We start from the raw sequence: 14,921 nt of genomic DNA, 5'->3' as shown, positions 1-14,921 counted from the left end.
CGCTCCAAAACCTGATGAGCGAAGTCTGGAGCAGCTGTTTCGGTGCGTATTGTCGGTAACTACGGAATGCTTTACCCAGGCTGTTGCTGCGCACGACGGTAGGCCGCCGGGGTCGTGGCTTTCAGGCGCTGCATGGTGCGTGTCAGCGATGCCTGGTCGCTGAAGCCCGCACGCAAGGCTATTTCAGCAATGGGCAAGGCAGTTCCACGTAACCATCGCTGCGCTTCCTGCACACGCAACTCGGTCAACCAGGCCTGCGGGCTCATGTTGAACACTTGCCGGAATCGCTGATGCAACTGGCTCACGCTCATGTTGGCAAACCGAGCCATGGCTTCATTGTTCCAATGGGCTCCAGGGTTGCTCCGAAGACGACCAATCAACCGCTCCATAGGATCGGTAAAACAGGTCGCGTCCGGGCTCAGTGAGGACAACAGCAAGTGCCCCAGCTGGCACGTCGCGATGGAGAGTTGTGCATGACCTATCAACTCGGCGAACTCGATGAGCCGACGCGTTGCGGGGGGGATTGGCACATAGATGTTTCGAGCCAGGCGCTCGATGTGGAGCGTTTCCAGCGTGGCAGGCGCGCAGTCCAGAACCAAAAAGCGGCTATCGATGTCGCAGTGTTGCGAGTGATCTGAGCCAGGTTCCACAAGTGCCGCCAATGACTGATCAATACATCCGCCACGTCCGTTTACGTCTATGTCCATTCGGCCGCGAATCGGCAGGACCAATTGAGCGTGATCGTGGTGATGGTGAGGGGTGTCCCGCTCATAGCTGCGCACTTCGAGGCTTAAAAACATTACTGCACCTTCCGTTCCGGCAGGTTATCCGATGTGTGTGTTACTGCCCTACTCCACAGCCGTTAACACTGTCAGCGCGAGGGGCCTTGGAACTCACCGGATCATATCCCTTTTGCTCATGGCCTGCTTTCCAGGAGGACAGAAGATTCCTCGCGGTGTGCTAACGGATAGTCCAGGGAGATGCGGAAACAATTGAGCCTCCAGCTCATCAGACGGAGGCCCAACAGTAGTACAGATTGTGCTTAATGCTGGAGCTCGCATAAGCTCAAGCAATGCCTCTCGCATTCAACGCCTAACCGGGACAATTACTAGAGGCTCCTGCCTGGACTCAGCGGCGCAGAACGCGATCAAGCACCAACAGGGCAATCGCGCCAATAGCCATCGCAGTCACTGGCTTTTCTTTGACGAAGGTGGACACGCTGTTCATTGCATCGCCGTAGGCCTGGGTCACTTGACCGCATGCCTGGCGGCCCGCACCTTCTGCCTCGAGGCTGGAATCACCAAACAGTTTCCCGACAGCGCTCTGGGCTTTACCGGCAACTTGTTCTACTACGCCTTCAACCTGTTCACTCTTCATGTTCGTCAAACCTTCGTGTGTCAGTGGGGAGGCTCAGGGTCTGCCTGAGCCGGTAGATAGCTGCACAAGGTTAGGGTGACAGGCGTCATGAATAGTTCAACGTCGATGCGCACCGGTCATATCGCCAAACGACTAGCTACGCCGACACCTGCTCAAGGAAGATCAGCTGCAATGGCTCAGCCAGCAGCTCATCAGCGATGCCAGCAAAGTGCTGGAAATACGGCATGGCGAAATGCGCATCGAGCGCGGCCTGATCTGCGAATGCCTCGCGCATGTAGAACGTGCCACGCTCATCACGCAGCTCGAACAATACGTAGTCCAGGTTGCCCGGCTCCGCACGGGTCGGTTCGACCAACGACAGCAGTGCATCCTTCAAGGCTTTTCGTTGACCAGGCTTGGCCTTGAGTACGGCAATTGATACCAACGCTTTGGCGGACGCATCCATCATAAGTTCTCCGGAACAATGAGCTTGGGGACCACCGTGGTCCGTGGCGATGATATTCACCTGGCAAGCTCTGCAGAAAAACCCTCGCATTCCGGCAACACTTTCGCTTTAACGGTGAAAATGAAGCCGCAAGATTTCCGGGTTATCGCGTTCCTCAACGGGAAGGCGTCAAGTTCGGCACGCACGTGCCGATATCCCTCAGAGCGACTGTCCAAGCGCCATCCTGGCCCCTATCAGCGCCCTGCTCTATCTACCAGCCCTGAGGCTGTAGTGAGTATTCACGGCAAGACACGGGCGTTATCCGTTCCGCCAGCTACCAATAACTGCTTGATAAAAGCCTAAGCACCGGGTGATGAATGCGCCGTATATCGTTGGGCCAGTGGCTGCGCGCTGGGGTGGCCGTGGCCGCATTGACCGTATTCAACACCGTTCCAGCGTTCGCGCTATCAAATGGCTGTACGGCCATCAACAGCTTGTCCGGCTCAGTTTCACTGGCATTTGGTACGAACAAATATCCCGCCTCGGACTTTCTCCCGGGAGATGCGCTGACGCTGACGTTCAGTGACAGCGGGACGGCGTACCAGGGCAATCCCACCGCTGCTGACAGCCTTAGTCTCGCTCGCTACAGCCTTGCCGGTTTTCAGACCTACAACGCAGCGAACAGCACCACCAATACGCCGCACACGGTCACCATGACCGTCCCCGCAGGCAGCCTGGAGGCCAATGGTGCAGCCATTCGGGCTACGACCTCCAATGGCCAGATCAGCAACCTGGTGTTCAGCTGCACCAGCCTCAGTGCAGTATCCACGGATGCCACCCTATCCAGCCTAACGCTCTCGACAGGCAGCCTGACGCCAGCTTTCAGCACGGCCACCACCAGCTACAGCGCTTCGGTCGCCAACGCTACAAGCACCCTCTCCCTCACACCGACCCCCACAGACAACAACAGCACGGTCACAGTGAATGGCACACCGGTAAACTCAGGTAGCGCTTCCCCGCCCATTGGCCTCGCAGTGGGTTCGAACGTCTTCACGCTGCTGATCACGGCTGCGGATGGAGTCACTACCAAGTCTTACACCATCACCGTCGACAGGGCCCAAGCCGCGCCGCAGGCCAGTGCGGTTACGGCCAACGTGAGTGCCAACAGCACGAACAACCCGATCAGCCTGGCCATTACCGGCACCGCCAGCTCGGTCGCCGTCGCTACTGCAGCCAGCCATGGCACAGTCACGGCGAGCGGAACCAGCATCAGTTACACGCCTGTCGCGGGCTATTCAGGCAGCGACACTTTCACCTATACCGCGACTAACAGTTCAGGCACCTCTGCGCCGGCGACGGTCACTGTGACCGTCTCGCAACCAACACTGATCATCACTCCGTCTGCCGGTGCATTGCCCGCAGGCCAGGTCGGCAGCAGTTACAGCCAGACCATCAGCAGTGCTGGGGGCACGGCATCCTATGGCTACGCAGCCAGCAGACTGCCAGCGGGGCTGTCGCTGAATACCACTTCCGGTGTGCTTAGCGGGACGCCCACCACTGCCGGCAGCTACACGCCATCGGTCATCGTCACCGACGCCTACGGCGCGACCGCCACCACCAACTACACCCTCTCGATCGTTGCGCAGGCGCCGGTGGCGAGCGCCGTGTCGGCAAGCGTTGCCGCCAACAGCACAGGCAACGCGCTCACCCTCAACCTGTCCGGCGGCCCTGCCGACAGCGCGGCGATCGCCAGCCAGCCCCAGCATGGCACCGCCACGGCGTCTGGCCTTGCCCTGCGCTACACGCCTGCAGCGGGCTTCGCCGGGGTCGACAGCTTCAGTTATACCGTCACCAACGCGGCCGGCACTTCTGCGCCGGCGACTGTAACCATTACCGTCACGGCGGTGACGCTTGCACTCAGCCCGGCCAGCGGCCCGCTCCCCGGCGGCACGGTCGCGTCCAGTTACAGCACCTCGCTGCTGGCATCCGGCGGCACTGCGCCTTATCACTATGCCGCGACCGGCTTGCCGAGCGGCTTGACCCTCGACACCAGCAGCGGAGTGATCAGCGGCACACCTACCCTGGCCGGCGCCTATAGCGTTGCAGTCACGGCCACGGATAATGTTGGCAATGCCGGCAGTACCAACTACACGCTTGCCATTGGCACCGCCTTGCCCACGGTCGCGGCGGTATCCGCGGTGGTCGCCGCCAACTCGTCGAACAACCTCATTGCCTTGGGGCTCTCGGGTGGCGCTGCTACCACCGTGACCGTCACATCGTTGCCGTTGCATGGCACGGCGGTCGCCAGTGGCACCAGCATTCGCTACACGCCCCAAGCAGGTTTCTCGGGCAGTGACAGCTTCAGCTACAGTGCCAGCAATGCCAGTGGCACATCGGCTGCTGCCAGCGTTTCCATCACGGTCAGCCCTGCTACCCTGGTGCTGGCTCCGGCAGCCGGCGCGTTGCCCGCTGCCACCGTGGGCAGCGTCTACCGACAGAATGTGAGTGCCAGCGGCGGCGTCAGCCCCTATCGGTTCAGTGCGGCCGGGCTGCCGGCCGGGCTGACGCTGGACCCGGTATCCGGCAGCCTGTTCGGCACGCCGACTGCTACCGGCAGTGGCTCATTTTCGATCAGCGTGACCGATGCCAACGGCACCCAGATGACGGCCAATTACTCACTGCTCAGCAGCGGCGTCACGCCCGAGGCAGCCGATGTCAGTGCGTCGGTTGCGGCCGGCCAGAGTGTCGCCCTGAACCTGACTGCGGGCGCGAGCGGTGGCCCGTTCACCTCTGCAACCCTGCTCGACACACCGTCGCAGGCGTTGGGCAGCGTGCGCCTGAACCAGACCACCCTTGAATTCACGGCAGCGGCCAGGGCCAGTGGCACCGTCACTTTGCGCTTCACCCTGGCAAACGCCTGGGGTGTCTCGCAGGTTGCAACACTGACCCTGCAGATCAATGCACGGCCTGACCCGGGCAAGGACGCCGAAGTGATCGGCGTGCTCAATGCGCAGACCCAAAGTGCTCAGCAGTTCGCCCGGGCGCAGGTCACCAACTTCACTGACCGTCTTGAGCAACTGCATAGCCCGGACGGGCACCGCAACGCCTTCAATCTGCGCTTCAACCCCACGCAGGCACACCCACGGAACAAGCCAGGCCAGGCGGCCGACAGCGAGCAGACCGATCTCGATATGCTCGCAGCCACACAGATGCTGGCCAACGACCAGCCGCAACTGATGCATGCAGATCCAGCCGACCATGACCCCACTGCGCCTGCCAGCGGCAATGTATCGGTATGGACAGGGGGCTATGTTGATTTCGGCAATACCGAGCGCGGCGGCAGCAAGGTCAGCAGCACCTTGATTGGCGTCAGCAGCGGGATCGACTTTCGCCTGAGCCGTGCGCTGACAGCCGGAGTGGGGGTTGGCTATGGCAGCGACAAGAGTGATATCGGCTCTGCCGGCAGCACTAACCGCGGCAAGTCCTACAGCGTGGCTGCCTATGCCAGTTATCACCCGAGCGCGGTATTTGTCGATGCACTGCTCGGCTACAGCCGCCTGCAATTCGACAGTGAGCGCTTCGTGACTGATTCCGGCGGCTACGCCAAAGGCAGCCGCGACGGCGATCAGCTGTTCGCCTCGCTAAGCTCTGGCTACGAGCTGAAAAGCCAGAACTGGCTGGTATCGCCCTATGGCCGCTTGGATACCTCTACGACCTGGCTGCACGGCTATCAGGAGTCGAATGCAGATGCCAACAACCTCGATTACGCCCAGCAGCGTTTTTCACTGGTGTCGGGCGTGGCTGGCCTGCGTGGGCAGTACGGGATTGCGCTGAGTTGGGCCTACCTGACGTTGCGCTCGCGCCTGGAGTTCAGCCACACCTTCAACTCCGAATCCAGCGCCCGCCTTGGCTATGCCGATGTTGGCAATTCAACCTACACGATCACCACCGAAGGCTTCGGTGACGACACCCTGGCTGCGTCGCTCGGGATGGATCTGCTGTGGGCATCGGGGCTGAGCACCGGGATTGGCTATCAAGGCACGCGGGCACTGGGGCAGCAGTCGCGCTCGGATGCGCTGTCGCTGCGTGCTGCCTATCGCTTTTAACATACCCCGCGGCCTGGTTGCCCGTCAGCCCTCGGGCAAGCTGACGCCGCAGATGAAATCGCTTGAGCCGATGCGGTGCGAGCCGAACTCCACGACGTAACTGTCGCCGCGGCGTTCGGCTTCTATTCTGGCGGTAGTCTGGTCGGCATATACATCGACCAGATGCCACGGATGGCGGTCGCGCAGCACGCCCCAGCCCAGCACCCAGCCTGGTCTGGCAGGGTCCGCCGGCAAGTTTCTCACGAGGCTGCGTATGCTCATCGGCTGCTCCCAGGACGCTTTGTCTCCTTACCCCCGCAGCCGCTCTAGGCGAGCGCGACCGGCTTCGGTAATGGCGTTCTCCCCTTCATCACTGATGCGATAACGACCGGAAGCCATTCTGGCAATCGAAAACCTCACCAGGTTAGTTTTGGCCAACGCTTCGCCAACTTCGTAACTCATGGCGCGCTCCAGGTCGAAAATCCTGATCGCTCCCATCTTATAACGAGCAAAGACGATCAGCGCCTCATCAATCGCCGCTTGGTTTACCGCTTGAACACGTTCCATGCTGACATCCTAGTTCGTGAGTGGCCCGATCCGTGGGCAGACAGACAACGGACCGTGGCAGTTCGTCGAATGCGCAACGCTACTATGTACACGCCAGGTGGGGTACTGGCTTTGCATCCATGCTGGATGATTGGACAGGCCAAGGATTCGCAAGAATTGACTCTAATCGGGGCCAGCCCGCGGGTATTACCGCTCCAGCAACTCTTCCCGGAGCCACGCGAGCAGCGCCTGCACTTCAGCCCGATCAGCCGCGCCTTGTGCTGTGTAGACAGAAAGGGCATCGGGCAGAGGAATGGATTCAGCGCACACTTGAATTAAAGCGCCCTCCTCGATCAGTTTTCCAGCACTGTGGCGCCATCCAAGAGCCACGCCGTGCCCCGCTACTGCTGCCTGCAGCATCAGCGGGTAGCTATCAAACACCTTACCAGGCGTATCTTCCGCTATCGCCCTGCCAAAAGCGCTTAACCAGTCTGACCAGTCAATGAAGTCCTGTGGTGTAGAGCGATAGTGCAAGAGCGTATGCAGGCGGAGCTCTTCAAGGCTCAACAACGTGTCAGCCGCCAGGTAACTGGGGCTGCACACCGGGAACACTTCATCGGCTGCCGTAAAGCACACTGCGTGCGGCCCGCTCGCGCGTCCGGTAGTTTGCAAGGCTACATCGAAGTGGTCAGTGAATTCGCCAAGAGGTCGCGTCGAGGTGATCACCTGAACCTCAAGGTGCGGGTATTGCTCGTGGAACCTGGCAAGACGGGGCATCAACCAGTAAAAGGCTTCGCATAGCTGGCACAGGAAGACAACCCGGTCGTTGCCATGGGTTTGCCGTAGTGCCACGGCCTGATTACTGATGCTTCGCAATGCTGTGCTTACCGCCTCTGCCAGCGCTCGCCCCTCACCCGTCAAGAACACTGCTCGATTGCGGCGGACAAAGAGCTTCACACCCAGGTCTTGTTCCAGCGCCCTTATCTGCCGGCTGATGGCCGCCTGAGTGATGTGCAACTCGTCAGCAGCCTTGGAGAAGCTCTCCAACCGTGCGGCCGTCTCGAACGGCAACAAACTGGTCAGCGGAGGTAATGTGTTCCTGAGCATATTCATAATCAGCTGTTATGAATCCAAGCCTGAAAAGTCGTTTTTAACATACTTGCCGCGCGCGCAACATTGGCTGAACCCTTGATGGATTTCAGTTGATGACAACCTCACCTTCAACGCTTATCGCTGGAGTACTGTTCGCCGTCATGGCGACCCTGGCCTGGGCCCTCAACTTCATAGCGCCTTATGTCACTGGCCCCTACAGCATCTACGACCTGATGGTCATACGCTATTTGATTGCAGGTGCTCTGGGCGTGCTGGGCGTCATGCTGTGCCGCGCCCAAATGCGGTCGTTGCGGTTCTCTCAGCAGGTGCTCGCTGCAGGCCTGGGCGTAATAGGTTATCTAGGCTACGGCAGCTGTATTGCCGCAGGCGTAATTTTCGCCGGCCCGGTACTGGCGGCGGCGTTTGTGGGCCTCGTGCCGGTCTTGCTTGCCTTGCTCGGCAATGCCAAAGAAAAGACAGTGCAGTGGCGTCGCCTTGGATTTCCACTGCTGTTCATTGTGCTTGGGCTCGTCCTTTCCAATATCAGCAGCGTGGCGCTGCCGCACGCGGATAGCACCAGTTGGCTGGCGGGCGTTTTCTTCTCCGTCCTGGCAGTAGCACTGTGGTTGACCTTCAGCCTGCTCAATCAACGCGCTATGGGAAAGATCGCCCCTGCCGCCACACGCGCTTGGACGGGTTTGATGATGGCCGGCGCCGGCATAGCTACACTGTGCGTCCTGCCGTTATTACATTCGCTGGGCCTGCTTGAACTGACGAGTGCGAGTTTCGGTTTCACCACTGCGGCACGCTTTTATGCCTGGGGCTTGGTTCTCGCTGTTGTGTCTTCGGTGATTTGCGCCTGGGCCTGGAACGCTGCGACACGGCGGCTACCGATGGTGCTCTCAGGTCAACTGATCTCACTGGAGTCTTTGTTTGCCGCCCTGCTCGGCTTACTCTTCAACGCCAGGCTGCCAACGTTCATAGAGACGTCAGGGCTTATCGCCGTGATCTCAGGCGCCGGGTTGGCGGTGCACAGCATTCTCACGCAGGAGCACAGCAATGGATGCACTTACCCGAACGCTCAAAGCGACAATTGAGGCCGCTGATCACGCGATCACCGCCGAAGATTTCGACGAGTTAATGAAGTTTTATGCCGATGACGCAACGCTGGTGGTCAAACCGGGTTTGACGGTCACCGGCAAAGACAGCATCCGCCGCGCATTTGTCGCCATCGCGGAGCATTTCAATCACAGCATTGTTGTCACGCAAGGCGAGATGCAGGTCATTCCGGGGGCTGATGTCGCGCTCGTCGTCATGGAAACCCTGTTGCAGGCTACTGACAAGGCAGGTGACAAAATCGAGATTTCGCGCAAAGCAACTTACGTATTTCGACTCATTGCGGACCAATGGCTATGCGCCGTCGACAACTCCTACGGAACGACACTGCTGGACAACATCGTCGAGCCGTAGGACTCAAGTCAGGACTGCCGGCAAACTATGTATCAGCCTGCTGCCGGCGCTTCTCCATGCGAATATCGCCTTCAGGCAACTGCTCCACGCAGCGCCAGCCGAGCTTGCAATAAAAACCGCTGGCGCGACTGGCCTGTGCGGTTTCCAGCCATATCGTCTCATGCTGCTGGAAAAGGAAGCACTCTGCGCGTTCCATAAGGCAGCGACCCAGACCTTGCCCCTCGAACTGGGGCAGTACGAATGCCGCGAACACACAAGCATCACCGCTATCAGCCATTGAAAAGCCTGCCGGGACACCGTCGACCTCAGCAATCCAGATACACGGTGCCTCGATAAGTGCTTGTTCAATGGCTTCGGGGGTGATGCCCATCTGCGTCAGTTGCTCATGCGACAGGTGATTTTCTCGAACGCTTGTGCGGATGTGGAAAATCGCATCGATATCAGCGGTGTTGGCCAGCCTGATTGTTTTCTGCATGACGAGTCCCTTCAGCTACTTTCAGACGCCGGTGCTTCATGGCGCCAGCGGAAGGTCCTTTTACCAGCTGTGGCGGATCAAAGCACTACGTTGACTTCAGATATGCCGAGTAAAGCCGCCTGCTCGAGAACTTCGGCAGGAGTGGCATCGGCGTCAGGCATGACCAGGCTGTTCTCACCATCACCATGGTGCAACATGATCAAGTGCAGCGCGGCCTCATGGGTAGCAAGGTGATCCTGCTTGAGCTCGAGCTGGTGAGTGCGGCGCTCGCCGTTGAAGAGGTATTCCAAGGTAAAGGTATGCATGGTCAGATTCTCATGTGGTGGACTAGACCCTTATCCTGACCTGAAAGACAGCTTTTTGGTTCGATTGCTTCCAACAACTCTGCGCAAAACCAGACCGGCGCAGTCTCTGGTCTGGTTTCACATCGCGAGTTAACGTCTCAGAAATGCCCGCTGCTGTTGACGATCCGCAGCGACAGCGCTTCATAAGGTTCCAGGTTGATCATCAAGCGCCCGTCCTCGCTGAGGTCGCCCTCGACCGTTTCATTGATCATGTCGACCACGGTGCCCGGAGTGAACCCGGCCAGTGTCAATTCCTCGCTGATGACTTCAGCACTGAAGTTGAGCGCGCTGATCTGAATACCCTTGCCGGCAGGCAGTTCATGCACCATGACCAGCAAGCCAGGGCTGCTGACTTCCGGCACCAGAATCTGCTTGCTGCTTGCGATGCCATAGGCCTGACGCACAGCGAGGATCTTTTTCACCATGCTGGCAAACGAATCGCTGCGTTGCAGCTGGCTGTCCAGGCTGCCGTACAAGTCGCGGGCCTTGGGGATGCCACGCACGGATGCTTGCTCTTCAGGCGCCAGCCCAGCCAGATCATAGCCACCGCGGTGAATCCAGCGCGTGTCGCCATCGAGCATGCGCTCGGCGACAGCCTCGGCCGGCAGTGGCAGTGCGCCGACCATGTCCCAACCCGACAGCGCGAACACGCCGGGTTGCATGGCGTTGTACATCACCAGCAACAGGTGGATCTTCTGGATCTGGGCGATATCGTCCTCGGTGATCAGCTCCAGGTCACGAATCCCCAGCGTGGCAGTGATCAGGCTCGCGGTGGTGCAGGAGATGCCGTTGGTGACGAAACGCAGGTTGTACGGCGCATGCTCGCCAGACAAGCGCTCATGCATCTCTTCACGGATATGCTCGCGCAGGATGCTGCCGGGGATGGTCTGGCCCTTGTACATGAACATGTCATGGGCATGCAGGGTCCAGAAGTGCACCAGCTCGGTGGTTAACTCGTCATGGTTCTGCAGGGCATGGATCAGCGAGGCAGGGTCGATCTTGAAGGCGTGCATCTGCTGCAGCATCAGGCGCAGGAACTCGGTATCGCCGGTCAGCAACGCGTGCTGGTAGGCCGGCCGAGTAACGAAGTCGTAGGATAGGTCGGCACCGCCCTTGGACATCTGGGCGATGTCATCCAGGGTCAGGTTCAGTTCCTGGAAGCTGAAGCCGCCGGCCTTGCGGATCATCCCGCCGAGGATCTGGTTGCCGGTGATCGATAACGGATGGCTCTCGGACCAGGCCGGGCCTTCGGCGCGTGCTTCGACGCCGAGGAAGCCGTTGGCATCCAGGCGGATACCGCGTGCGCCATGGCAGTCGAGGGCATACAGCGCGTCACCGAGGATCATCTGCTGGGCGGTAAACGATGGGTCGAGCCAGTTCAGCGACGGCTGCCCTTCCTTGAAATAATGCAGATAGACCCAGCGCCGTTCGATGCCGTCGACGCCGGTAATCGCTGGTGTTGCACTCCAGTCGGTGTCCTTGACTCCCGGTTCAAAGAAGATCACCCGTTGCAACTGGCCGACAATGTAATGCCGCGCCTTCAACTCGTCGCATACCGCTGGAGACAGGTTGACGGCGTCGCGGCCCGCGGGCACGTCAGGCAGCAGGTGCCAGTCTTCCTGACGAATCTCGACCATGTGATACAAGCCCGGATACAAGCCATAGGCCCGCTCGGCCAGCCTGAAGTCCGCGCCCTTGCCGGTATGTGCGGGGATCAGGTCATCGATGGTCACCGCGTTGTGCGCGGCGGCGATCCTGCTCATGCGCACCAATTCTTCTTCGGTACCGAACAGCGGGTCGACGTCAAAACTGATGCGGTCGAAGTTACCGTCCACGCTTGGCGTGAACTGATTACCGCTGATCCCACCGGCCTGCTTGATCGGACCGGTGTGAATGCCTTGGATGCCAATCTCGGACAACTGCTTCCACAGCGCTTCATGGCCCAGCGCCTGGAGCACCGAAGACCCTTCAGGCGAGACGATCGCGTCGGGGTACACCGTCAACCACACCGAGGATATTTCAATTGCCCGGCGCGGTTGCGACTCGGCATAGGCGTTCATCCACAGCCGCGACTGGCCGCCGTAGAGCTTGGCCCGGTCCTGGGAAATCTTGAGCATGGAACGCGCTTCGAGCCATTTAATGTAGTCGTCCTGATCTGTCATAAGCTCCCCACAAGGCAAAAGTGAATGTACGCAGGCTTTAGGGTATGACGCATGGCAGCAATGAACGTTCGCCTGGAGCGCTTTGCGCGGCGCTGGCGCAATGACACAATGCCGCACCCGTATCCAGAGCTGCGGCCTCACGCCATGAACGCCCCCGACCTTCGCCCCGAGATCACCCAGCACGTCAGGACCGATCGGCTCAAGCAGCTGTTCGTGCAATCGGCGCCGGCGGTGCTGGGCAGCTACCTGGCTGCAGCGATGCTGTGCTGGATGGGCTGGGAGCGCTTTGATCACGAAGCGGTGCTCATCTGGATGAGCGTGCTGACTGCGACCACGCTGCTGCGTACCGAGATGTTCATCACCTACCGCCGCGCCGCGCCCAACCAGCGCTCGCCGCAACAGTGGGAGCGCCGCTACTGGCTGACCTTGGCATTGTCGGCAGGCACCTGGGGCCTCGGCGCGCTTGCGGTGATGCCGGTCGGTGATCTGGTCGGGCAGACGCTGATCATGCTGTTTGCAGTAGGCATGTCGGTCAGCGCGGTGTCGTGTTACTCGTCCTTTCGCAATATGACCCTGGTGTCCGTTGCTCTGGTGCTGCTGCCTTGCACGATCTGGTTGTTACTGCAGCCTTCTGCCTTGCAACAAGGCATAGCCCTGGCGGTGCTGGTGTTCGCCTCGTTTGTCGTCAATGCCACCCGCAGTCTGTCGTCAGCACTGGAGACTGCTTGGCGCCTGAAGCATGAAATGGAACATGCCCACCGGCTGGCCATGATTGCCTCCTGCACAGACGGGCTGACCGGTTTGAACAATCGCCGGGCGTTCTTCGATCATGCCTCGGCCCAGCATGCGTTGTGCGAGCAGCAGAGCGGGCTGGTCGCTGTGCTGATGCTGGACATCGACTTTTTCAAACAGATCAATGACACCTTCGGCCATGCGGCGGGGGATCGGGTCCTGCAACGCATTGGCACGGTCATCAGTGCCTGCCTGCGCGACGATGACATCGCCGGCAGGCTCGGCGGTGAAGAGTTCGCACTGTTGCTGCCCAACACGCCCCAGGCCGAGGCCGTCGAGATTGCCGAGCGCCTGCGGGCATTGATCGCCCAACTCAACGTGAGCAGCGAGCACGGCGTGACGGCAAGCATCGGCCTGGTCTATGCCACAACTGCCGACAGTGATCTTGATGCGTTACTGGTCTGCGCTGACAAGGCCATGTATCGCGCGAAAGCCAGCGGCCGCAACCGCGTCGAGCTTGTCGAGCACGTTCGCACCACCGCCTGAACGCCCCCGTTTGGGGCAACTTTGGCAAAGCCTGCCAACGCGCACCTGTTTGATGCGCCAAGCCTTCCCGCCGTTGACGTGGATTGAGCGTAAAAGCCTACATTGCGTCGTTTTTCTGATGCTAAACAGCGCCCAATCGCAATTTCTGCATCAATTCGAGTCCTAGCCACACTGCCCTGCCCGTTTCGGCACCTTCATTGCAACGCTGATCAGGTATGCGACAACGCTGCTGACGATGCGTAGCAAGGAGTGGGTATGTCCCGGGCTTTTTTCGATGAAATGTATGAGGCAAACGGAAGTTGCCGCTCCCACTACCAGGCTTTTTCGCGCTGGTTGGCCAATACACCGCTGGAATTGCTGGAGCAACGTCGACGTGAGGCCGACCTGCTGTTCCACCGCGCTGGCATCACCTTTACCCTCTATGGTGACGCGCAGGACACCGAGCGTCTGATCCCCTTCGACATTATCCCGCGCAGCATCCGCGCCAGTGAATGGCGCATTGTCGAGCGCGGCTGCATTCAGCGGGTGCAGGCGCTGAACCTGTTTCTGCACGACATCTACCACGACCAACGCATTCTCAAGGCCGGCATCATTCCGCCCGAACAGGTATTGGCCAACGAGGGCTATCAGGTCGCAATGCAGGGCTTGAACCTGCACCGTGGGCTGTACGCGCACATCGCCGGGGTCGACCTGGTGCGCGACAGCGATGGCACTTATTACGTGCTCGAAGACAACCTGCGCACCCCAAGCGGCGTCAGCTACATGCTTGAAGACCGCAAGATGATGATGCGCCTGTTCCCCGAGCTGTTCGCCGCGCAGCGCATCGCCCCGATCGACCACTACCCGAACATGCTGCTGGACACACTCAAGAGCGCCAGCCCGCTGGACAACCCGACCGCCGTAGTGCTCACCCCCGGGCGCTTCAACAGTGCCTATTTCGAGCATGCGTTTCTCGCCCGCGAGATGGGCATCGAACTGGTCGAAGGCGCCGACCTGTTCGTGCGTGACGAGCATCTTTATATGCGCACCACCGCCGGGCCGCAGCGGGTCGACGTGATCTACCGACGCCTGGATGACGACTACCTCGACCCGTTGTCTTTCAACCCGGACTCGACCCTTGGCGTGCCCGGCCTGATCTCGGTGTACCGCGCCGGCAATGTGGTGCTGGCCAATGCCGTCGGCACCGGCGTGGCCGACGACAAGTCGATATACCCCTATGTGGGCGACATGATCCGCTTTTACCTCAGCGAAGAGCCCATCCTCAAGAACGTCCCCACCTGGCAATGCCGCAAGCCTGCCGACTTGTCCCACGTGCTGGCCAACTTGCCCGAGCTGGTGGTCAAAGAGACCCAAGGCTCCGGCGGTTACGGCATGTTGGTCGGGCCGGCGGCAACGGCAGCGCAGATCGAGGACTTCCGCGCGCGCATCAAAGCCCGCCCGCATGCCTATATCGCCCAGCCGACCCTGTGCCTGTCGACCTGCCCGACCTTTGTCGAACAAGGCATCGCCCCGCGCCATATCGACCTGCGCCCGTTCGTTTTGTCCGGCAGCGAGACCCGCCTGGTGCCTGGCGGCCTGACCCGCGTGGCGTTGCAGGAAGGCTCGCTGGTGGTGAACTCGTCGCAGGGCGGCGGTACCAAGGACACCTGGGTGGTGGAGGACTGACCG

14 protein-coding genes are annotated in these 14,921 nt (G+C 60.2%); 5 read left to right on the top strand and 9 right to left on the bottom strand.

Features of this window, described 5'->3' with window-relative positions; all coding sequences use genetic code 11:
- Positions 1–71 precede the first annotated feature (71 nt).
- The 3 genes from K3F44_RS06475 to K3F44_RS06465 form a co-directional block, all read right to left on the bottom strand.
- Positions 72–800 (bottom strand): AraC family transcriptional regulator, encoded by a 729-nt coding sequence (locus tag K3F44_RS06475; RefSeq protein WP_220633593.1) that lies wholly within the window; start codon positions 798–800, stop codon positions 72–74.
- Between the two features lie 328 nt (positions 801–1,128).
- Positions 1,129–1,377 carry a CsbD family protein gene (locus K3F44_RS06470; RefSeq protein WP_101319281.1) on the bottom strand — a complete coding sequence of 83 codons (249 nt, stop codon included), beginning with the start codon at positions 1,375–1,377 and terminating at the stop codon, positions 1,129–1,131.
- A 136-nt stretch (positions 1,378–1,513) separates the two neighbouring features.
- The gene (locus K3F44_RS06465) at positions 1,514–1,822 is read right to left on the bottom strand and encodes a putative quinol monooxygenase (RefSeq protein WP_150571728.1); all 309 of its coding nucleotides are present in this window, start codon (positions 1,820–1,822) and stop codon (positions 1,514–1,516) included.
- 356 nt (positions 1,823–2,178) lie between these two features.
- On the opposite strand from K3F44_RS06465, the gene K3F44_RS06460 reads away from it, so the two are divergent.
- Positions 2,179–5,907: an autotransporter domain-containing protein gene (locus K3F44_RS06460; protein ID WP_220633592.1), complete on the top strand. Its 3,729-nt coding sequence runs from the start codon at positions 2,179–2,181 to the stop codon at positions 5,905–5,907.
- Positions 5,908–5,931: 24 nt separating this feature from the next.
- On the opposite strand, the gene K3F44_RS06455 is transcribed toward K3F44_RS06460, so the two are convergent.
- The 3 genes from K3F44_RS06455 to K3F44_RS06445 all read right to left on the bottom strand — a co-directional run bounded on the left by K3F44_RS06455 (position 5,932) and on the right by K3F44_RS06445 (position 7,545).
- Positions 5,932–6,168 (bottom strand): hypothetical protein, encoded by a 237-nt coding sequence (locus K3F44_RS06455; protein ID WP_150569288.1) that lies wholly within the window; start codon positions 6,166–6,168, stop codon positions 5,932–5,934.
- Between the two features lie 27 nt (positions 6,169–6,195).
- Positions 6,196–6,453, bottom strand: coding sequence for a hypothetical protein (locus K3F44_RS06450; RefSeq protein ID WP_150569289.1), 258 nt, complete (start codon positions 6,451–6,453; stop codon positions 6,196–6,198).
- 186 nt (positions 6,454–6,639) lie between these two features.
- Entirely contained in the window at positions 6,640–7,545 is a 906-nt protein-coding gene (locus K3F44_RS06445; protein ID WP_220633591.1) for a LysR substrate-binding domain-containing protein, read from the bottom strand.
- Between the two features lie 92 nt (positions 7,546–7,637).
- Between K3F44_RS06445 and K3F44_RS06440 the strand changes: the two genes are divergently transcribed.
- Complete coding sequence (locus K3F44_RS06440; protein ID WP_220633590.1) at positions 7,638–8,621, top strand: DMT family transporter; 984 nt, start codon at positions 7,638–7,640, stop codon at positions 8,619–8,621.
- The gene (locus K3F44_RS06435) at positions 8,584–8,994 is read left to right on the top strand and encodes a nuclear transport factor 2 family protein (protein ID WP_150571600.1); all 411 of its coding nucleotides are present in this window, start codon (positions 8,584–8,586) and stop codon (positions 8,992–8,994) included. The genes K3F44_RS06440 and K3F44_RS06435 overlap by 38 nt, the downstream gene beginning before the upstream one ends.
- A gap of 25 nt (positions 8,995–9,019) precedes the next feature.
- Here K3F44_RS06435 and K3F44_RS06430 read toward each other — a convergent pair whose 3' ends face one another.
- The 3 genes from K3F44_RS06430 to treS all read right to left on the bottom strand — a co-directional run bounded on the left by K3F44_RS06430 (position 9,020) and on the right by treS (position 11,975).
- Positions 9,020–9,469 (bottom strand): GNAT family N-acetyltransferase, encoded by a 450-nt coding sequence (locus K3F44_RS06430; RefSeq protein ID WP_220633589.1) that lies wholly within the window; start codon positions 9,467–9,469, stop codon positions 9,020–9,022.
- 77 nt (positions 9,470–9,546) lie between these two features.
- Positions 9,547–9,774: a hypothetical protein gene (locus K3F44_RS06425; RefSeq protein ID WP_181106369.1), complete on the bottom strand. Its 228-nt coding sequence runs from the start codon at positions 9,772–9,774 to the stop codon at positions 9,547–9,549.
- Positions 9,775–9,911: 137 nt separating this feature from the next.
- Complete coding sequence (treS, locus tag K3F44_RS06420; RefSeq protein ID WP_220633588.1) at positions 9,912–11,975, bottom strand: maltose alpha-D-glucosyltransferase; 2,064 nt, start codon at positions 11,973–11,975, stop codon at positions 9,912–9,914.
- A gap of 231 nt (positions 11,976–12,206) precedes the next feature.
- Here treS and K3F44_RS06415 point away from each other — a divergent pair, with 231 nt between their 5' ends.
- Positions 12,207–13,253 (top strand): diguanylate cyclase, encoded by a 1,047-nt coding sequence (locus K3F44_RS06415; RefSeq protein WP_259407065.1) that lies wholly within the window; start codon positions 12,207–12,209, stop codon positions 13,251–13,253.
- A gap of 255 nt (positions 13,254–13,508) precedes the next feature.
- On the top strand, positions 13,509–14,918 hold the full coding sequence (locus tag K3F44_RS06410) for a circularly permuted type 2 ATP-grasp protein (RefSeq protein ID WP_101319265.1): 1,410 nt from the start codon (positions 13,509–13,511) through the stop codon (positions 14,916–14,918).
- Positions 14,919–14,921 lie beyond the last annotated feature (3 nt).

Origin of the sequence: Pseudomonas sp. S07E 245, from assembly GCF_019599025.1 — a bacterium.
GTDB lineage: Bacteria > Pseudomonadota > Gammaproteobacteria > Pseudomonadales > Pseudomonadaceae > Aquipseudomonas > Aquipseudomonas shirazensis.
Note: the sequence above shows the minus strand (reverse complement) of the source record. Positions and strands in the feature narration are given on the sequence as shown.